This is a genomic window from Pseudomonas sp. efr-133-TYG-5 (genome assembly GCF_030209175.1).
Lineage (GTDB): Bacteria > Pseudomonadota > Gammaproteobacteria > Pseudomonadales > Pseudomonadaceae > Aquipseudomonas.
In genome coordinates, this window is sequence record NZ_JARVSM010000006.1 from 371,667 (window position 1) to 392,140 (window position 20,474).

The following is a 20,474-nucleotide window of genomic DNA, read 5'->3' on the forward strand; positions in this document are numbered from 1 at the left end:
TGCTTTTACTTGCAGCTTGTCGCTCGCAGCTTGCGGCTGCCTTTATCCGATGGTCATCAGGCTGGCGTTACCGCCCGCTGCCGCAGTGTTGACGCTCAGCGCGCGCTCGATCACCAGGCGCTCCAGGGCAATGTTGGTCTCGCCCTGAGACAGGCCCTGCACGCCAACGATGGCCCCGGCACGCTTGGCCACTTGCTGGCAGACGGCGCGCAACTGGTCGGAATGGCCGTGATGCAGAACCGCATCGAACACCACGTCATCCTTGGTCCAGTCGGAAACCAGTTTGATCCGCGCCTGAATCTCCTTCGGCAGGCGTGCGAACAGTGCCTTGCTGGTGTCGGATTCCGGCCATACCGCCGAACCACCGACAGCCAGTACGGCCGCCAGTTGGCTGAGCAGATCGCCTTCGACGTCAGCCAGGCACAGCACGTGCTCGCGTGGCAGGATCGCGTAGCTGTTCTTCTCCCCGGTCGGGCCGGCCAGCACGCGGGTGATACCGCTTTGCGATTGTGCCGCGTACTGCACGCACAGGGTGCTCAGGTCGGCGAACTTGTTGCTGTCGGCCCACGCTTTGAGGGCGGTCAGCGGCTTGCTCATGGCGTCGCGCAGACGGACATCCGGCGCCACGGCAGCATCGGCGCGAGCGAAGGATTGTTCGATGGCATCGGTAGGACGAGTCGACAGCAGGCGGTACAGGTACAGCGGGCCGCCGGCCTTCGGACCGGTCCCCGACAGGCCCTCGCCGCCGAACGGCTGCACGCCGACCACGGCACCGACGATGTTGCGGTTGACGTAGACGTTACCGGCGTTGACGTTGTCGATCACCTTGGCGATGGTCTCGTCGATACGGGTGTGCACGCCGAGGGTCAGGCCGTAGCCGGAGGCATTGATCTGGCCGATCAACTGGTCGATCTCTTTGCGCTTGTAGCGCACCACGTGCAGCACCGGGCCGAAGATCTCGCGCTGCAGTTCGTCGAAGCTTTCCAGTTCGATCAGGGTCGGCATGACGAAGGTGCCGCGTTTGACTTCCTCGGCGTCGGCGATAGCCACCTGGTAGACGTTGCGACCTTTGTCGCGCATGGCCTGGATGTGCTTCTCGATCCCGGCCTTGGCTTCGGCGTCGATCACCGGGCCAATGTCCACGGACAAACGCTCAGGGTTACCCAAGCGCGATTCGGCCATCGCGCCCTTGAGCATTTCGATGACGCGATCGGCGGAATCTTCCTGCAGGCACAGCACACGCAGGGCCGAGCAACGCTGACCGGCGCTGTCGAAGGCCGAGGACACCACGTCGATCACCACTTGTTCGGTGAGCGCGGACGAGTCGACGATCATCGCGTTCTGCCCACCGGTTTCGGCGATCAGCGGAATCGGACGGCCCTGGTTGTCGAGGCGACCGGCGATGTTGCGCTGCAGCAGGCGCGCGACTTCGGTGGAACCGGTGAACATCACGCCTTTGACGCGCTCGTCACCGACCAGCCCGGCACCGACGGTTTCACCGCGACCCGGCAGCAGTTGCAGTACGCCTTCCGGAATTCCGGCTTCGAGCAGCAGGCGTACGGCTTGCGCGGCGACCAGCGGAGTCTGTTCGGCCGGTTTGGCCAGTACCGGGTTGCCGGCGGCCAGAGCGGCAGCGACCTGGCCGCTGAAGATTGCCAGCGGGAAGTTCCACGGGCTGATGCACACCACCGGGCCCAATGGACGGTGGGCGTCGTTGCTGAAATCGTTGCGTGCCTGCACCGCGTAGTAACGCAGGAAGTCGACGGCTTCGCGGACTTCGGCGATGGCGTTGGCGAAGGTCTTGCCGGCTTCGCGGGCCAGCAGGCCCATCAACGGCTGGATCTCGCCTTCCATCAAATCAGCGGCGCGTTCCAGGATTGCCGCGCGCTCGGCGGGCGGGGTGGCCTGCCAGATCGGTGCGGCGTTCAAGGCGCACTGGATCGCGTTGTCGACGTCTTCGACGGTGGCTTCCTGCACGTGACCGACCACGTCGCGGTGATCCGCCGGGTTGAGGACCGGCGCCGGCGCTTCGTTGCTGGCGGCGCAGCCGAGCATCGGCGCGGCTTTCCAGTTGTTGTGCGCGGTGGCCAGCAGGGCGCAGGACAGCGAGGCCAGGCGATGTTCGTTGGCCATGTCGATGCCGGCGGAGTTGGCGCGCTCGGCACCGTACAGATCACGCGGCAATGGAATGCGCGGGTGCGGCAGGCCGAAACCACCTTCCACGGTTGCCATCTGCTCGATCTGCGCAACAGGGTCGGCCACCAGTTCCTGGATCGAAATCGACTGGTCGGCGATGCGGTTGACGAACGAGGTATTGGCGCCGTTTTCCAGCAGACGACGCACCAGGTAGGCCAGCAGGGTTTCGTGAGTACCGACCGGCGCGTAGACGCGGCACGGACGGTTCAGCTTGCCTTCGGAAACTTTGCCTACAACCTGTTCGTACAGCGGTTCGCCCATGCCGTGCAGACATTGGAATTCGTACTGGCCCGGGTAATAGTTCTGACCGGCAATGTGATAAATCGCCGACAGGGTGTGGGCGTTGTGCGTGGCGAACTGCGGGTAGATGACTTCCGGCACCGACAGCAGTTTGCGCGCGCAGGCGATGTAGGAAACGTCGGTGTACACCTTGCGGGTGTAGACCGGATAGCCTTCCAGGCCTTCGACCTGGGCACGCTTGATTTCGCTGTCCCAGTACGCGCCTTTCACCAGGCGGATCATCAGGCGATGACGGCTGCGGCGGGCCAGATCGATCACGTAGTCGATCACGTACGGGCAACGCTTCTGGTAAGCCTGGATGACGAAGCCGATGCCGTTCCAGCCGGTCAGTTGCGGCTCGAAGCACAGGCGCTCGAGCAGATCCAGCGACAGCTCGAGGCGGTCGGCTTCTTCGGCGTCGATGTTCAGGCCGATGTCGTATTGCTTGGCCAGCAGGGTCAGCGACAGCAGGCGCGGGTACAGCTCGTCCATCACGCGCTCGTATTGCGCGCGGCTGTAGCGCGGGTGCAGCGCCGACAGCTTGATCGAAATGCCCGGGCCTTCATAAATCCCACGGCCGTGGGAGGCTTTGCCGATCGAGTGGATCGCTTGTTCGTACGACGCCAGGTACTTCTGCGCATCGTGTTCGGTCAGCGCCGCTTCACCGAGCATGTCGTAGGAGTAGCGGAAGCCCTTGGCTTCGAACTTGCTCGCGTTGGCCAGGGCTTCGGCGATGGTTTCGCCGGTGACGAACTGCTCGCCCATCAGGCGCATGGCCATGTCGACGCCCTTGCGGATCATCGGCTCGCCGCTCTTGCCGATGATGCGGCTCAGCGACGAAGTCAGGCCGGCTTCGTTGTGCGTGGACACCAGTTTGCCGGTCAGCAGCAGGCCCCAGGTGGCGGCATTGACGAACAGCGAAGGGCTGTTGCCGAGGTGCGGCTGCCAGTTGCCGGTACTGATCTTGTCGCGGATCAGCGCATCGCGGGTGCCTTTGTCCGGGATACGCAGCAGCGCTTCAGCCAGGCACATCAGCGCCACGCCTTCCTGGGACGACAGAGAAAATTCCTGCAGCAGGCCTTGAACAATGCCGGCACGACCGCCAGCGCTTTTCTGGTTACGCAGTTTTTCCGCGATGGTCGCGGCGAGTTTGTTGGTGGCTTCGGCCATCGGCGCCGGCAGGCGAGCCTGCTCGATCAGCATCGGCACCACTTCCGGCTCGGGGCGACGGTAAGCGGCGGTGATCGAAGCGCGCAGGACCGATTGCGGCAGGATGCTTTCGGCGAATTCAAGGAAGCACTGGTGGGCGTGATCGGTGTGGACTTCGCCGGCGTCGTCGGCGTCCTTGGCGCTCAGGCCATTGAGCTCGGTCAGGGTTGCACCACCCTCGAGTTTCTCCAGGTAATTGAAAATTGCCTGCTTGATCAGCCAGTGCGGCGTGCGATCAATCGAGGTCGCGGCAGCCTTAAGGCGCTCGCGGGTCGGGTCATCGAGTTTGACCCCAAGGGTGGTGGTAGCCATATTTTTATCCTCATAGGTGCCGCAGTTGCGCGGCAACAGCTGGCGGCAAGATTAGCTGCGCGCCGAAAGAGGTGCAACCGGGTGCAACCCTTTTTTGTCGGAATATTCGGCAACTCGTCAGGAAATAATTTCTGGTACGAAAGTGCTGCTCCTGCTTGGTACTTTTGCTTCTAGCAAAGGCTCGTGACTGCGCTAAAAGGGAGCAAAAAACCGCCTTTTCGGGATAATTCCGATTAGGTGCAACTAATTCTCAAGAAACTGGTTGCACCTGTTTTGCTTTGTTGAATAGGATTCGCGCCCAAGGTGCAACCGGGGAAACCCGATGTACCGGCCAATGGCTTTCCTGGGGAAACATTGGTCATAAATGCGCGGCTGTGCGAATCGTCTGTCAGACGTCAGTCTGCAAACGGTGCAACCGCCGCCGCTACATAAAAACAAAGCCAGGGCACGTACGTAATGAGCGCAAGCAATCCAACCCTGATCACGTTCGTGATCTATATCGCAGCAATGGTGCTGATCGGCTTCATGGCCTATCGCTCCACCAACAACCTCTCTGACTATATTCTTGGCGGCCGCAGTCTGGGCAGCGTCGTGACCGCATTGTCGGCCGGTGCTTCCGACATGAGCGGCTGGTTGCTGATGGGCCTGCCGGGCGCCATCTACATGTCCGGCCTGTCCGAAAGCTGGATCGCCATCGGCCTGATCGTCGGGGCCTACCTGAACTGGCTGTTCGTCGCCGGTCGCCTGCGGGTGCAGACCGAGCACAACGGTGATGCGCTGACCCTGCCCGACTACTTCTCCAGCCGTTTCGAAGATAAAAGCGGGCTGCTGCGGATCATTTCGGCGATCGTGATTCTGGTGTTCTTCACCGTCTACTGCGCATCCGGCATCGTTGCCGGCGCGCGCCTGTTCGAAAGCACCTTCGGCATGTCCTACGAGACAGCGCTGTGGGCCGGTGCGGCGGCGACGATTGCCTACACCTTCGTCGGCGGTTTCCTCGCGGTTAGCTGGACCGACACCGTTCAGGCCACCCTGATGATCTTCGCCCTGATCCTCACGCCGATCATCGTGCTGCTGGCGACCGGCGGCGTCGACACCACGTTCCTGGCCATCGAAGCGCAGGACCCGAGCAATTTCGACATGCTCAAGGGCACCACTTTCATCGGCGTGATCTCGCTGATGGGTTGGGGCCTGGGTTACTTCGGTCAACCGCACATTCTGGCGCGCTTCATGGCCGCTGATTCGGTGAAATCGATTGCCAACGCCCGTCGCATCTCGATGACCTGGATGATTCTCTGCCTCGGCGGCACCGTGGCCGTTGGCTTCTTCGGTATCGCTTACTTCTCGGCGCACCCTGACGTTGCCGGTCCTGTGACCGAGAACCACGAGCGTGTGTTCATCGAACTGGCCAAACTACTGTTCAACCCATGGATTGCCGGTGTCCTGCTGTCGGCGATCCTCGCGGCGGTGATGAGCACCCTGAGCTGCCAGTTGCTGGTGTGCTCGAGCGCCCTGACCGAAGACTTCTACAAAGCGTTCATCCGCAAAAGCGCGACCCAGCTGGAACTGGTGTGGATCGGCCGGGCCATGGTGCTGGTCGTTGCGCTGGTCGCCATCGCCCTGGCCGCCAACCCGAAAAACCAGGTACTGGGTCTGGTCAGCTACGCCTGGGCCGGCTTCGGTGCGGCGTTCGGTCCGGTGGTGCTGATCTCGGTGGTGTGGAAAAAGATGACCCGCGACGGCGCCCTGGCCGGCATCCTGGTCGGCGCGATCACGGTGGTGGCGTGGAAGCATTGGGAAGTGATGGGTCTGTACGAAATCATCCCGGGCTTCATCTTCGCCAGCCTGGCGATCTACTTCGTCAGCCTGATGGGCCAGCCGACCACCGGCATGGTCCAGCGCTTCGAAGCGGCGGAAAAGGATTTCCACCTGAACAAGTGATGGCGCTGAGCTGAGGCTCAACGCTTTTGCCGACATGAAAACGGCCCGTCTCCTACCCGAGGCGGGCCGTTTTTTTGTGCCTGTTCTTTCTCGAATCCTGTGGAGATCCAGCGTGGGAGCGAGCCTGCTCGCGAATGCGATTGATCATTCAATGAAGGTGTCGACTGACATGCCGCTTTCGCGAGCAGGCTCGCTCCCACAGTGAAGCGGTGGTGGGTTTGGGGGATATGTCTGTAGTCGAATGCGCCGATATCCGAAGGCTTTTCCGGCAGGCAAAGTAGGGCAAATCTGATTTTTCCGTCGCCCACCCAACAGCCCTTGCGCCTCATGCAGAATCGCCCGCCCTCATTCTGCAGAGAGACATCGGATGTTCGCGCCTGCCAATCAACCGCGTTTCACGTTGACCTTCGAAGGCGCCCAACCTGACCTCAAGGTCCTTGAGTTCACGGGCAAGGAAGCCATTAGCCAACCCTTTCGTTTCGAGCTGGAACTGGTCAGTGAGCGGCCGGATCTGGATCTGGAAAGCCTGCTGCACTGTCAGGCGTTTCTGAGTTTCGATGCGCAAGGGGCTGGCATTCATGGTCAGATTTATCAGGTCGGCCAAGGGGATTGCGGCAAACGTCTGACCCGCTACCACGTCAGCCTGGTGCCGCGTCTGGCCTACCTCGCGCATCGCCATAACCAGCGGATTTTCCAGCAACAGAGCGTGCCGCAGATCGTTGCGCAGATCCTCAGGGAGCACGCGATCCTGCGCGACGCCTTCGAGTTTCGCCTCGGCAGCGAGTACCCGCCACGGGAATACTGCGTGCAGTACGCCGAGAGCGATCTGGCCTTTGTCCAGCGCCTGTGTGCGGAAGTCGGCATCCATTACCACTTTCAACATGGCACCGAGGGCCATCTGCTGGTGTTCGGCGATGACCAGACCGTGTTCCCGCGGCTGGCCGAGCCGACGGTGTACCTGCCGGGCAGCGGCATGGCGGCTGGCGCACCGGCGATCAAGCGCTTCAATGTGCGTGTGGAAACCCGCACCAGCGTGGTCACCCGGCGCGACTACAACTTCACCCGGCCGCGCCTGCAACTGGACGCCCGGGTCGATGGCGAGCAGCGCCCGGTGCTTGAGGACTATCACTTCCCCGGCCAGTTCAGCGACCGGGAAAGTGGCAGGCAACTGGCCCAGCGCGCGCTGGAACGGCATGTCGCCGACTACCGTCAGGCTGAAGGTCGCAGCGACGAATCCGCCCTGGTCAGCGGACATTTCCTGCAGCTCAATGGCCATCCGCGCCAGGACTGGAACGACCTGTGGCTGCTCACCGCCATCGAGCACCGTGGCCGCCAACCGCAAGTGCTGGAGGAAACGGTCACCAGTGATGGGGAATCCTTCCAGGGCTACCGTAATACCTTTCTTGCCACGCCGTGGGACGTATTCTTTCGCCCGGCGCTGGGGCCGGAAAAACCGCGCATGCTCGGTTATCAACCCGCCGTGGTCACCGGGCCGCAAGACAGCGAAATCCACTGCGACGAGTACGGTCGGGTCAAGGTGCAACTGGCCTGGGACCGCGACGGCGAGCTCAATGAGCATTCCAGCTGCTGGCTGCGCGTGGCTACCGGCTGGGCGCATGACCGTTACGGCAGCGTGTTGATTCCGCGCGTGGGTATGGAAGTGCTGGTTGGCTTCATCGACGCCGATGCCGACAAGCCGCTGGTGGTCGGCTGCCTGCCGAACGCCGCGACTCCGGTGCCGCTGGACCTGCCGGCGGACAAGACCCGCAGCATTTTCCGCAGCCAGAGCAGCCCGGGCGGTGGCGGCTACAACGAACTGCGCATCGAGGATCGCAAAGGCGCCGAGGAAATCTACCTGCGCGCCCAGCGCAACTGGACCCAGCATGTGTTGAATGATCAGCAGGTGCAGGTGGGTAACCAGCGCAGCGTTGTCGTCACCGGCCTGGCGAAACATGAGTTGAAGGCTGACGAGCAGCGCATCACCCACGGCCAGCGCCAGACCGAAGTGAAGCAGGACGATCATCTGACGGTTGTCGGTGATCGACATATTCGGGTGAGCAACCAGGCGACCAGCGCCAGCGCGCAGATTCACCTCAGCGCCGGCCAGCAAGTGGTGATCGACGGCGGCGCGAGCGCGACGATTCAGGCCGGCGGGCAGTGGATCAACATCGGCCCCGGCGGGATTTTCAGCAGCGTACCGATTCAGGTCGGTGGCGCGCCGACGGCGGCGATGAGCGCGGCACCGAGTGTGCCGGGATTGCCCACAAAGCTCGCAGCAGCGCCGGCGGCCATGCTCACGGCTGCACAAATCATGAGCTTTAAAGGTGATGCGCCATTCTGCGAAGAGTGCGAGCGCTGCAAGGACGGAATTTGCCTGGCCCCGAGCGCGTTGATCAACGACCCAAAGCCTTCAGCTCGGCCAGCGACTTCGAACGTTGAGCCGGGCTTTTATATTGTTGAGCAGGGGATGTCTCGCTCTGCGCTTGAATCGATACTGTTCCCGCAACCAGATCCGGCCGTGCTGGATAAATTTCGTAGCCTGAATCCGCAACTCACTCAATTTGCCAAGCCTGGGCAACTGATCGTCCTGAGCGACCCGCGTAATACGCAATGCACGCGGGAAGAAGCATTGCTGATGGAGGCGGCGCAGAAGGTTGAGGCGGCTCTGGCGCCGATGAGTGATTCGGAGGCGGAGTTCATGGTGCGGTATCAGGCAGAGATTCAGTCATTCTTATCTCAGGGTTCGACGGCGGTGGGAATCGGCTCGGCGATGTTCAGCAATCATTTGGACAATCTTGGCAAGACGCTGACAGAGTTGGAGGTTCTGCATAAGCAAACCTTCGATAAACACGGCAAGCTTCAGGGTGCTGATTTTTTCTCCAGACGCAAACAGCTGATGGCGCAACTCGATAGCAGCCTTAGCCCGCTTGTGCGTAAAGCGGCTGGTTTACCCGATCACCCAAACCTGAAGAAAACGTTGGGAATTTCCAGTCGCAGTCTCGTTCACCATTGGAACATGGCTGGTGTCGCGGGGGAGATTCCCGGATACGCAACGCATATTCAGGGCGTTAGCAGGGCCAGCAAGATCATCAAGTTAGGTGGTTGGGTTGGGGTTGGTCTGGGCGCGGCGGCGTCGGGACTGAAGATAAGGGAAACTTGCCGGCTAGGGACTGAAGAAGCTTGCAGGAAAGTGAAGTTCACCGAAACGGCGAAACTCGCCGGCGCATTCGGGGGAAGTCTCGGCGGGGGGATCGCGGGTACTCTTGTATGCGTTGGCATTGGCCTGGGTACGGCGGGAACAGGCGGGGTGCTTTGTTCATTGGTAATGGTCGGGGCTGGAACTTTTGGAGGGGGAGTGGGTGGCGAGATCTTGGGTGAAAAGGTTGGTGAGGTCATTTACGAGGGGGTTGGCAAATGACAAAGGCTGATGAGACCTGGTTCGTTTTGACTTTTGGCGGCATGTTCTTTGGGCTTGCTTTCATATCTGTTGTCGGTCAGGCCTATCTGGCTCTATTCAGAAAAGAGGCGATTTTTCGTTTTCTCAGCAACTCGCAAGGTGTGTTAGTGCGCAAGCCTTTAAGTGCTGGGGTTTTGGGTGCTTATTTCATGTTGGCGTGCATAGGCTCGTACTTGCTCATGCCGTCCAGGGCAATCAAAGGGGGGGCTTTGGATGCGGGAGATTTGCTGAATTTTCCTTCAACTTTGTTGTGTTTGATTCGCTTTGTGTATCTATCGGAATTTGGAAGTTTCGTCACGATGATTATTTTCTTACTGGTCGCGAGTTTTATGGGGTGGATTGAATAGAATTGATTGCTCGCAGTATGTACATACTTTTATGAGCGAAGATTGCATAAGAAAATGGCTTAAAATCCATCCCCTTTGCAGCAATCTAAAACTCTGTGTCATTTTCTGTAATGCCGACATCGCGCAGCCGTTCAAAGGGGGCGGGACCTGCTGGACTGAAGGTCCCGGAACGGAAAAGGCATGCAGAAGGGTTAAGTTCACTGAGGCCGGGAAACCTTGGGGGTATATCTCTGGTGGAGAGGGAGACGCGCTTTTCAGGAAGGGGTGGGTGAATTGTTGTATGAGGTTGCACTGTGAAAGATTCGTTGGATGACGTTTATGCATGTGTGGTTTTGACATTGGCAGCACTGTTTGTCTTGTGTTTGGCGCTGATGTTCTATCTTGCTTATTTTCGAATCAAAGAGGTCTTGGGTTGCTTAAATAACTCTCCAGCTGTAATCGGTAGGTTAGCGCATTTGAGCCTTGCACCGCTTGTGCGATTGGTACTGCTCGGGCATATCAGCATGATGCTGATTATTCCTCGTCGCTCAATAAAAAAAGAGATGCTGAACGCCCAAGATTACGAAAGATTTCCACGTCATCTAAAGGAGTTAATAAGATTCTGCAACTATTTCATGTGGTTGCTGATCGCACTGATGGTGGTTATGTATATTTTTTATCGTTGATCTCTTGGCTCATGGTAGGTGATCGAGTTTTTGAGCCTGATGATATCGGTGTTAGCTAACGCCGGTATTCGGCGTGGTTGTAGGTAAGTTCATGGTTGGTTGAAATAGATCTTATGAGTGATGAATGTATAAAAAACTGGTTACACACCCCATCGTTCAAAACGGGTGAACAAGTTTTCGCCATCTTTAGCTGTGGCAGCACGGCTGAGCCATTCAAGGCTTGGCAGGCATCGAATAAGGTGCAAGCGCCGAGTCCAATCTGGGCCGATACAATTTACTCCGAGTGGGACGCGGTGATGCCTTATGTGGGAATCGTCGACTCGGACAGTGAGTTTCTGGATTGGGTGGTGACGACTGAGTCTCGCGACTGGGGCTGGTTGGCGGTGTCTTCGGCAAGTCTTGAGGTGGTGGTCGAGCACTTTCGCAGCCTGACGCAGGTGTTGATGCCCGATGGGAAAACGGTGTTTTTCCGGTTTTGGGATGGGCGGTTTCTGTTGCCGATTTTGCAGTCCGATGCCGTGGATGCGGCGCAGCTGTTGCCGGTAATTTCACGCGCACTGATCAATGGCCAGGCCTTGGATATCGGGGGGCGGGCGCAGATTTCGGGGCGTGTGTTCCCTTGGTGGAAAGTGCCTGAATCGGTGTTGGCTTCGGCGGGGGATGAAGTCCGTATCGGCAACGCGGTGCAATGGCTAAGCGAGGAGCATCCGGCAATGTTCGAGGCGTTTCCTGAACCTGTGCTGCGCTGCAAGGCCGGGCGGTTTTTTCAGATTTCAACGTCGGCAGAATCGTCGCAGTCGGCATTGCTGGAGTATTTGCTGGCAGAGCTGGAGTGACATTTCCGGGCGAAGGTTTCGGACGTTTCCTTCGAGTTGCGGCGGCTTTCATGAACTGGTGGGCGTTGGGTAGCAGGGATAGTCTTGCATCGTCACCGCAGATGCGGCGACAGGGTGTAGGCGCCCTGATACTGGAAGAGCGCACGAACGTCGCCGCCCGGTTTGCGGCAGTTTACGTCCGTCCGTAAGATCATTTGCGGCGGTTATGCGCGGGCACGCTTCGGCGTGGCCGAGTTCTCCGGTCTCGGTTCTCCTACCCCGCGCTTAGACTCACTCAGCGATATACGCATCCTGAGTGTTGATAAAACTGGCGAACGCCTCTGAGTTGTAGACCGCCAGGCATCCATGAAAAACGACTTTTCTGTTCGAGTGTTTGCTGTTCGAAGGCGTCTTTGCATAGGCTGCAAATACATAGTCTCGAGTTGCTTTGTACGGGTCGTGGAGTACTTGCAGCGTGTCTTCATTTTGCCGGATGGCATGCATACCGTTGCCCATGAACGAGTAGGCAGCGGCGGACAGCTCGATATCTTTTTCGAGTGCGGAGCGTTCGTTGAATGGCTCCAGGATGCATTGGCTCAGGCCATAGTTCTTGAGCATCTGGCGAGCCTGCGCAATGTGATTTGCGCCCGCCACGGCGTGCATTGAGCAGATCAGGCACAGAGAGAAAATGAGTGGGTGACGCATGGGTTTGACTTCCTGTCGGCTATGACCTGCCAGTTAAGCGAGAAAACCGGCCTTTGGCGAGGGTGGGTACTTGGCGTGAGAGAGGCCCGCTCGGCCGCCAGCCCCTGACTTGCCGCCCGGTAAAAGGTAAACTTTGCGCCCTTCGCAGGAGCAGCCATGAATTATCGTCACGCCTTCCATGCCGGCAATCACGCCGATGTGTTCAAACACCTGACCTTGACCCGCCTCATCGCCCTGATGTCGCGCAAGGAGCAGCCGTTTGCCTATCTCGACACGCATGCCGGTATCGGTCTGTATGACTTGCAGGGCGATCAGGCCAATCGCACTGGCGAGTACCTGGAAGGCATCGCGCGTTTGTGGGATCAGCCGGATCTGCCAGCGCTGACCGCTGACTACATGCAGGTGCTGCACGAGATGAACCCCGATGGCCAGTTGCGCTACTACCCGGGCTCGCCGGAGCTGGCGCGGCGCCTGACCCGCCCGCAGGACCGGGTGATGCTCAACGAAAAGCACCCGCAAGACGGCGTGCAGCTCAAGGAGAACATGGCCGGCGACCGTCGGGTCAAGGTGCATCTGGGCGAGGGCTGGCATGTGGCGCGGGCGATGTTGCCGGTGCAGGAGAAGCGTGCGGTGATGTTGATCGATCCGCCGTTCGAGCAACTTGATGAGATGCAAAAGTGTGCGGCGTCGCTGAAAGAAGCGATTGGCCGGATGCGTCAGACCGTAGCGGCCATTTGGTACCCGGTGAAGGATCAGCGTGCGCTGCGGCGTTTCTATCAGGACCTGGCCGGCACCGGCGCGCCGAAGTTGCTGCGTGTGGAGCTGCTGGTGCATCCGCTGGATACGCCGAACAGCCTGAACGGTTCGGGCCTGGCGATTGCCAATCCGCCGTGGGGGCTGGAAGAGGAATTGCGTGAGCTGCTGCCGTGGCTGTCGAAGAAGCTTGGGCAGACCCAGGGTGGCTGGCAGATGGATTGGTTGATCGCCGAGAGCTGATCAGTTGGTTTGCTGGTGTCTGATCGGTCGCCTTCGCGGGCAGGCCCGCTCCCACAGGGAACTAAGTCGTTCATGGAACTTGTGGAAGCGGCTTGCTCGCGCAGCTTTCAGGTTCAGTTACCCGCCAGGCTCGGTGGCATACACACGCCGGTGCCGCCGATGCCGCAATAGCCTTCAGGGTTTTTCGCCAGGTACTGCTGGTGATAGGCCTCGGCGAAGTACACGGTCGGGGCCTGTTCGATTTCGGTGCTGATTTCCCCGAGGCCAGCCTTGCTCAGCTCGGCCTGATACACGGCTTTGCTCTTCAGCGCGGCGTCCAGTTGCTCCGGCGTGGTGGCGTAGATCACCGAGCGGTACTGAGTGCCGATGTCGTTGCCCTGACGCATGCCCTGGGTCGGGTTGTGCAGTTCCCAGAACATCGCCAACAGCTCTTCATAGCTGACCTTGTCCTGGTCATACACCACCAGCACCACTTCCGCGTGGCCGGTCAGGCCCGAGCAGACTTCTTCGTAGGTCGGGTTCGGGGTGAAGCCGCCGGCGTAGCCGACCACGGTGCTGACCACGCCTTCACGCTGCCAGAAACGGCGCTCGGCACCCCAGAAGCAACCGAGGCCGAAAATCGCGAAGCCGACGTTCTGGAAAAACGGGCCGAGCAGCGGGGTTTCTTCGAAGACGAAATGCTTTTCAGGCAGGGTCATCGCAGTTTCGCGGCCGGGTAGAGCTTGGTCTTTAGTCGGTAGCACGTTTTTGTTCACCAGAATTTCCGAGCGCAGAACCATGATCGTTCCTCTCAGTCAGGATGGGATGTAAAAAGTCAGACCGTCAGTGTGCCCAATGATGCCCGATTTCGCACCCTTCAAATGTGGCAGTGAGCCTGCTCGCGAAAGCGCTGTGTCAGGCGACGACGCTGTCGACGGCTATAACGCCTTCGCGAGCAGGGGGGCCTCGACAGATGGGATTTAGAGGCAGAGCGGGCCGCGCGGGTAGCGCTTGAGCGCCTGGATCAGCTCGGCGCCGGGGATCGGCCGGTCGAACAAATAGCCCTGGCCGACGTCGCAACGATGACGGCGCAGAAACGCCAGTTGTTCGGCGGTCTCGATGCCTTCGGCCACGACTTTGAGTTTCAGGTTGTGCGCCATGGCAATCACCGCCGAGGTGATTTCCATGTCGTCCTGGTTGTCCGGGATTTCGTGGATGAAGCTGCGATCGATCTTGATGATGTCGATGGGGAATTTCTTCAGGTAGCTGAGCGACGAGTAGCCGGTGCCGAAGTCGTCCATGGCCAGGGTCAGGCCCAGGCGCTTGAGCTGGTCGAGCTGCAGGTGGGTGTCTTCGGTGGCTTCGAGCAGCAGGCCTTCGGTCAGCTCCAGCTCCAGCAGATTGGCTGGCAGCGCTTCCTCCTTGAGGATGTTGGCGATGGAGGCGACCAGATCCGGGTCGGAGAACTGCTTGGGCGAGAGGTTGATCGCCACTTGCAGGTTGCCCATGCCGGCGGCCGTCAGCGCCTTGCTCATGCGGCAGGCCTGACGGGCGATCCACTTGCCGATCGGGATGATCAGGCCGGTTTCCTCGGCGACGCTGATGAACTGGTCCGGGCGGATCATGCCGCGCTCCGGATGGTTCCAGCGCAGCAGGGCTTCCATGCCCAGCAAGCGGCCGCTGCGCAGGCACAGCTTGGGCTGGTAGAACACGTCCAGTTCGTTCTGGGTCAGGGCGCGGCGCAGGTTGTTCTCGACGAACAGCTTGTAGCTGGCCTCGGCATTCAACGCCTCGGTGAATACCTGCACCTGGTGTTTGCCGTTGGCCTTGGCCTTGTGCAGGGCGAGGCCGGCGTTGCGCATCAGGGTCTGCGGGTCGCGGCCGTGCAACGGCGCGCAGGCCAGGCCCACGGAGCCGGTGACGCTGATCAACTGGTTGTCGACGAACATCGGCTTGTCGAGGGTCGCCAGCAACTGGTTGGCGATCTGCTGGCCGGTGGCCAGGTCGGTGTCGTCGAGCAACACGGCAAACTCGTTACTGGCGAACCGCGCGAGGCTGCCGCTCGGGCTCAGGCTGTTGCGCAGGCGCCGGGCCAGGCTGATCAGCAGTTTGTCGCCGGTCTGGTGGCCGAGGCTGTCGTTGATCCGCTTGAAGTTGTCGATGTCGACCAGCAACAGGCTGATCGGGGTATCGCTGTCCCGGGCGAACCGTTCGTCGAGATTGCGGATAAATGCAGGTCGATTGCCGAGGTTGGTCAGGTTGTCGGTGTAGGCCAGGCGCTCGATGCGCTGCTGGGCCAGTTTGGTCTGGGTGATGTCTTCGTAGATGCCGATGTAGTGCGTCAGTTCGCGGTTGTCGCCGTAGACCTTGGAAATCGACAGCTGACCCCAGTACGGCTCGAGGTTTTTGCGCCGGCTCTTGAATTCGCCCTGCCAGCTGTTGCTCTTGGCCAGCGCCGAGGGCGCGTCGAACAGCAGCTCGCTGAGGTTTTCCAGCGCCGGCAGCTCCGACAGGCGCTGGCCGTGGACTTCCTCGGTGGTGTACTGGGTGATCGCGGTGAAGCTCGGGTTGACGTACTCGACCACGCCATCGCAATTGACCAGCAGAAAGGCGTTGGCGCTTTGCTCCACGGCCCGCTGGAACAGGTGCAGGGCGCTGGTGGCGGTGCGCCGGTTATGGTTGTTGATGACCTGGGCGAACTGATCGGCCAGCTCACCGGCAAAGGCGATTTCATCGGACTGCCAGGCGCGGGTGACCCCGGTCTGCTCCAGGCACAGCACGCCGACCACCTGGCCGTCGACGCGGATACTGGCGTCGAGCATGGCGTTGACGTCGCGCGGGCGCAGGGCTTCGGCCATCTCGCGGGTGCGCGGGTCGCGCATTGCATTGTGCGCGTCGATGGCACGGCTGCTGTGCAGGGCTTCCATGTAGTCGGGGAAGCCGCTGACGTCGATCACATCCGGCAGGATGTATTCCTGGGTCGCGCGGTGGTAGGCCGAAATCGGTACCAGGTGCTGGCCTTCGAGGTTCCACAGGCTGGCGCAGTCGATTTCGTAGATGTCGCAGGCGCAGCGCGTGATCAGCTCGGCGGCTTCGCGCAGCGAGTTGTGGCTGCTGTAGCGCTGGCGGGCGAGCAACAGGATCAGGTCCTGCTGCGCACGCACCCGCTCCAGATGCTGCAGCTGCTCCTGCTGGGCGCGCTGGTTGAGTTCAAGGGCGATCTGCAGGCGTGAATTCTGGGTTTCGAGGTCGACCGACGGCAGCGTCGGCGCCTGGTCGAAGACATCGTCGACCGCCAGCAGGTAGCCGCGCAGCAGGTGACGATTGTGCTGTTTGTAGGCTTCGCCGAGTTCGAGGATGCTCAACGGCCCGGCGGCGGTGTGCAGGGTGTAGCGCACCAGATAGTGCGGGCTGTCGCGCAGTTGTTGCTGGATGGCGTCGTGCTGCTGATAGCGCGCTTCGGGCTCCATCAGGCTGGCGTAGGGCGAGCCGACCAGGGCGCAGAGTTCGACGGCCGGTTGGCCGAACTGGCGTTCACAGTTGGGATCGAGAAACAGCATCGCCCAACTGGCTTCATTCAAGCGCTCGAAACGCAGCATGCCGAGCCGCGAGGGCACAGGCAACTGCGTCACTACCTCGGCCACCATACGGCTGGCGGCATCGGGTTGGCTCTTCATGAAGGGAACTCGCTTGGAAATATGCTGAACGCGCCGGGCTCTCGCCCTCTTTACTGTTGCCTGCGGCAAGGTTGCATCATTGCGGCACTGACTGACAAGAGACATGAAGGCCAAGTGCTATAAGAATGTGTCGGCCGCGTGGGGCATTTCTCCAGTGCCTGGCGCAAAAGAGCAAAAGATCGCCGCTCGCGGCAGCGCCTGCAGGGGACACCCACCCATGCAGAGGCTGCCGCAGGCCGCGATCTTTTCAGCATTCAGCGCAGTTTCAGGCTGATCGATTGCAGCTGTTTGCCCTCCCGATCATGGTAATTGATCAGAATTTGATCAGCCTCGACCCGCATATGGGCGAAGTTGTCCTGGCTGATCACGGTGCTGCTCAGCTCGTGTTGATAGTCGCCCGCTGGCGTGCGCACCAGCGGCTGATCGAGGATGAACGTCGACGCCTTGGCATACGGCAGCAGCACGCTGTTGTAAAACGGTGAGGAAACGATGGTGTGGACTTCGAAGTCCGGGTCTTCGCTGTGCGTCAGGCGCGAGGTCAGCGAACCGTGGACGTCGCCACTGATGAACACGACATTGCTGATGCGCTGTGTGCGAATCAGCTCCAGCAGGCGCAGGCGCTGTTGCGGGAAACCTTGCCAGGCGTCCTCGCCGTTCGTCCGGCGATCCGGGTAGAACATCACGCTGGTGACCACGAACTTGACCCGCGCCGTACTGTTGACCAGCCACTGGCACAGGGCGTGTTCCTGCGCATCATCGAGAATCCGTCGGTCGCTGGCCGCCAGGTTGCGCCGGGTACGGCTGTCGGTGACAAACCACTCGATATCGCCATCGCTGAATTGATACCAGTAGTGCTTCAATGAAGAACGATCAACCTGGCCATTAGTTGTCAGTGCGCAGGCCGGGCTGTGACTGGCTTGATATAACGCATAAGCATCCATGGCGTTGCGAAATAACGCCTGGTCGGCATGGATTGCCCGGGCCGGCCAGTTATCTTCGATTTCATGATCGTCGAGAATCATGTAAGTGGAAGTGCCGGCCATCAGCCGGCGTATATTCGGCTGGGTAAAAGCCGCGCGGTACTTTTTCAGAATGTCGTGGTATTCGCGGTCCGGGGCGATCAGGTTCAAATCATCCACATAGACTTGATCGCCCGTCATCAGTGTGGCGCTGATCGGCGGCTCGGCACCCTCGATCAATTGGTTGATCGAGGCGAAGATGCGGTCGCCCAGTTGTGGCAGCTCGGCCACGCCCGCCGTCATCCGCAGATAGCGGCAGGAGCCGAGGATGTAGGCGCGCGGCTGCCGGGTCGTGGCGGCGCGGGTGCGCAGCCGCTGAATCTCGCGGGGCCATTGCAGCGGCAGCTCGGCGATGCTTTCCACGGTGTGCACCGGGCTCATCGGACTGAACCAGCCGGTCTGATATTCGTACTCGGTGTCTGCCTGCAAGTGCTCGAGAACAAATACGTGCGACATATCCAGCGCCGTACTTAGTCGGGTAAACAGGGCCTTTGACCATGTTTGTGTATCGGCCAGCCGATAACGCATTGCAGCAAATACCGGTGCATTGTCCTGCACTTCGCCACGCATGAATATTCTTGTCTGGTTAGTTGTCGTATGGCCCACGATCGGGCCGACAGTTGGCTTGAACATGTTCGAATCCATTCGCATGTATATGAATAAATATTAAGTTCGGCAAAGTTTCACGGTGAACTTTGTGCTGGGAAGATTAGTTGTCGGCCGATAAAAAATATCGGCGCGAAGTGGACTCAAGTTGTGGCTGATATCGACGCTACTTGTGGGAAAAGTACGAGCCAGCGGAATTTCAGGCAAAAAAAAGCCCCGTCAAACTGACGGGGTTGAGGTACGAGCGTGTGGCGCTCGAAAACGTGGCACACAAGGGGCCCTCCGTCGCCGGAGGGCCGCTCGGTTACAGCAGAATGGTACGGATGTCGCCCAGCAGGCTGCCCAGACGCTGGGTGAAGCGTGCAGCAGCGGCGCCGTTGATCACACGGTGATCGTAGGACAGCGACAGTGGCAGCATCAGTTTCGGCTGGAACGCTTTACCGTCCCAGACTGGCTGGATGGTTGCCTTGGAAACACCGAGGATCGCCACTTCCGGCGCGTTGACGATCGGCGTGAAGCCGGTGCCGCCAATGTGGCCGAGGCTGGAAATGGTGAAGCAGGCGCCCTGCATCTCGTCCGAAGACAGCTTCTTGGTGCGGGCTTTTTCCGCCAGGGAAGCGGCCTCGGCAGCCAGTTGCAGCAGGCTCTTCTGGTCGACGTTCTTGATCACCGGGACCAGCAGGCCATCCGGGGTGTCCACGGCGAAGCCGATGTTGACGTACTTCTTGCGGATGATCGCCTTGCCGCTTGGCGCCAGCGAACTGTTGAAGTCCGGCAGCTCCTTGAGCAGGTGCGCACAGGTCTTGAGCAGCAGCGGCAGGATGGTCAGCTTGACACCGGCCTTCTCCGCGACGGCTTTCTGCGCAACGCGGAACGCTTCCAGCTCGGTGATATCCGCCGAGTCGAATTGCGTCACGTGCGGCACGTTCAGCCAGCTGCGGTGCAGGTTGGCAGCACCGACCTGCATCAGGCGGGTCATCGGCACTTCTTCGATTTCGCCGAAGCGGCTGAAGTCCACGGCCGGAATCGGCGGGATGCCCGCGCCACCGGTTGCGCCGCCAGCAGCTGGCGCTTCCTTGGCCTTCTGCATCATGGCTTTGACGTAGGTCTGCACGTCTTCTTTCAGGATGCGACCGTGCGGACCGCTGGCGCCGACAGCGCTCAGCTCGACGCCGAACTCGCGGGCCAGTTGACGCACGGCAGGGCCGGCATGAACCTTAGCGCCAGGCTTGGCCGGTGCAGCAGCCGGGGCGGCAGCAGGTGCAGCGGCAGCCGGAGCAGCAGCGGCGGGTGCCGGCGCGCTCGGAGCAGCAGCGGCAGCTGGAGCCGGGGCAGCAGCCGGAGCGGCGCCTTTGACTTTCAGCTTGAGGATCAGGTCGCCGGTACCGACTTCGTCGTCCAGCTTGATCGAAACGCTTTCCACCACGCCAGCGGCAGGCGATGGAATTTCCATGCTCGCCTTGTCGGATTCCAGGGTGATCAAGGATTGGTCGGCTTCAACGCTGTCGCCAGCCTTGACCAGCACTTCGATGATCTTGGCCTTGCCGGCCGAACCGATGTCCGGAACGTGGATGTCCTGGACGCTGTCGGCCACTGGGGCAGCCGGAGCTGCTGCAGGAGCAGGAGCAGGGGCGGCAGCGGCTGGTGCAGCAGCCTGAGCCGGAGCGGCCGCAGCAGGGGCCGCAGCACCCGCCACTTCCAGATCCAGAATCAGGTCGCCCGTGCCGACTTCGTCGTTGAGCTTGACGCTGATGGCCTTGACCACGCCTGCGGCAGGCGACGGGATTTCCATGCTGGCCTTGTCGGATTCCAGGGTGATCAGCGATTGATCAGCCTCTACCTTGTCGCCGACCTTGACCTGGATCTCGATGATCTGGGCCTTGCCCGACGAACCGATGTCCGGCACGTGCACTTGCTGTACCGAAGCGGCAGCCGGCGCAGCGGCAGGCGCAGCTGCTGCAGGTGCAGCGGCCGGTGCAGCCTCAGCCTTGGCGGCAGGAGCAGCAGCCGGAGCAGGGGCCGCTTGCGCGGCGCCCTCGACTTCCAGCTCAAGCAGTTCGTCGCCTTCTTTCAGACGGTCGCCCAGCTTGACTTTCAGGCTCTTGATGACGCCGGCCTTCGGGGCCGGCACTTCCATGCTGGCCTTGTCCGATTCCAGGGTCAGGATGCTCTGGTCGGCTTCGATACGGTCGCCGACCTTCACAAACAGTTCGATTACTTCACCTTCACCGCTGCCGATGTCAGGTACGCGAATGAGTTCGCTCACAGAGT

11 protein-coding genes and 1 pseudogene are annotated in these 20,474 nt (G+C 60.5%); 6 read left to right on the top strand and 6 right to left on the bottom strand.

Annotation, left to right across the window (positions count from 1 at the left end; translation table 11 throughout):
• Positions 1 to 42: 42 nt before the first annotated feature.
• Entirely contained in the window at positions 43 to 3,996 is a 3,954-nt protein-coding gene (gene putA / locus QRN70_RS20705; RefSeq protein WP_285419760.1) for a trifunctional transcriptional regulator/proline dehydrogenase/L-glutamate gamma-semialdehyde dehydrogenase, read from the bottom strand.
• Between the two features lie 456 nt (positions 3,997 to 4,452).
• Here putA and putP point away from each other — a divergent pair, with 456 nt between their 5' ends.
• The 5 genes and pseudogenes from putP to QRN70_RS20730 all read left to right on the top strand — a co-directional run bounded on the left by putP (position 4,453) and on the right by QRN70_RS20730 (position 11,242).
• Positions 4,453 to 5,937, top strand: a complete 1,485-nt coding sequence (gene putP / locus QRN70_RS20710) for a sodium/proline symporter PutP (RefSeq protein ID WP_285419761.1) — start codon at positions 4,453 to 4,455, stop codon at positions 5,935 to 5,937.
• A 367-nt stretch (positions 5,938 to 6,304) separates the two neighbouring features.
• A pseudogene (locus tag QRN70_RS20715) lies at positions 6,305 to 8,317 on the top strand (type VI secretion system Vgr family protein); the annotation flags it as partial.
• 1,034 nt (positions 8,318 to 9,351) lie between these two features.
• Positions 9,352 to 9,741, top strand: a complete 390-nt coding sequence (locus QRN70_RS20720) for a hypothetical protein (RefSeq protein WP_285419762.1) — start codon at positions 9,352 to 9,354, stop codon at positions 9,739 to 9,741.
• A 293-nt stretch (positions 9,742 to 10,034) separates the two neighbouring features.
• A complete protein-coding gene (locus tag QRN70_RS20725) occupies positions 10,035 to 10,406 on the top strand; it encodes a hypothetical protein (RefSeq protein ID WP_285419763.1) in 372 nt (123 codons plus the stop codon).
• A gap of 113 nt (positions 10,407 to 10,519) precedes the next feature.
• Complete coding sequence (locus QRN70_RS20730) at positions 10,520 to 11,242, top strand: DUF4123 domain-containing protein (RefSeq protein WP_285419764.1); 723 nt, start codon at positions 10,520 to 10,522, stop codon at positions 11,240 to 11,242.
• A gap of 270 nt (positions 11,243 to 11,512) precedes the next feature.
• On the opposite strand, the gene QRN70_RS20735 is transcribed toward QRN70_RS20730, so the two are convergent.
• Positions 11,513 to 11,926: a T6SS amidase immunity protein Tai4 family protein gene (locus QRN70_RS20735; protein WP_285419765.1), complete on the bottom strand. Its 414-nt coding sequence runs from the start codon at positions 11,924 to 11,926 to the stop codon at positions 11,513 to 11,515.
• 156 nt (positions 11,927 to 12,082) lie between these two features.
• Here QRN70_RS20735 and QRN70_RS20740 point away from each other — a divergent pair, with 156 nt between their 5' ends.
• On the top strand, positions 12,083 to 12,922 hold the full coding sequence (locus QRN70_RS20740) for a 23S rRNA (adenine(2030)-N(6))-methyltransferase RlmJ (protein WP_285419766.1): 840 nt from the start codon (positions 12,083 to 12,085) through the stop codon (positions 12,920 to 12,922).
• 113 nt (positions 12,923 to 13,035) lie between these two features.
• On the opposite strand, the gene msrA is transcribed toward QRN70_RS20740, so the two are convergent.
• The 4 genes from msrA to aceF form a co-directional block, all read right to left on the bottom strand.
• Positions 13,036 to 13,701, bottom strand: a complete 666-nt coding sequence (msrA, locus tag QRN70_RS20745) for a peptide-methionine (S)-S-oxide reductase MsrA (RefSeq protein ID WP_285419767.1) — start codon at positions 13,699 to 13,701, stop codon at positions 13,036 to 13,038.
• Positions 13,702 to 13,881: 180 nt separating this feature from the next.
• Entirely contained in the window at positions 13,882 to 16,578 is a 2,697-nt protein-coding gene (locus tag QRN70_RS20750) for a putative bifunctional diguanylate cyclase/phosphodiesterase (protein WP_285419768.1), read from the bottom strand.
• A 254-nt stretch (positions 16,579 to 16,832) separates the two neighbouring features.
• Positions 16,833 to 18,230 (bottom strand): alkaline phosphatase D family protein, encoded by a 1,398-nt coding sequence (locus QRN70_RS20755; RefSeq protein WP_285419769.1) that lies wholly within the window; start codon positions 18,228 to 18,230, stop codon positions 16,833 to 16,835.
• A 277-nt stretch (positions 18,231 to 18,507) separates the two neighbouring features.
• Positions 18,508 to 20,469 carry a dihydrolipoyllysine-residue acetyltransferase gene (aceF, locus tag QRN70_RS20760; RefSeq protein WP_285419770.1) on the bottom strand — a complete coding sequence of 654 codons (1,962 nt, stop codon included), beginning with the start codon at positions 20,467 to 20,469 and terminating at the stop codon, positions 18,508 to 18,510.
• Between the last annotated feature and the right edge of the window lie 5 nt (positions 20,470 to 20,474).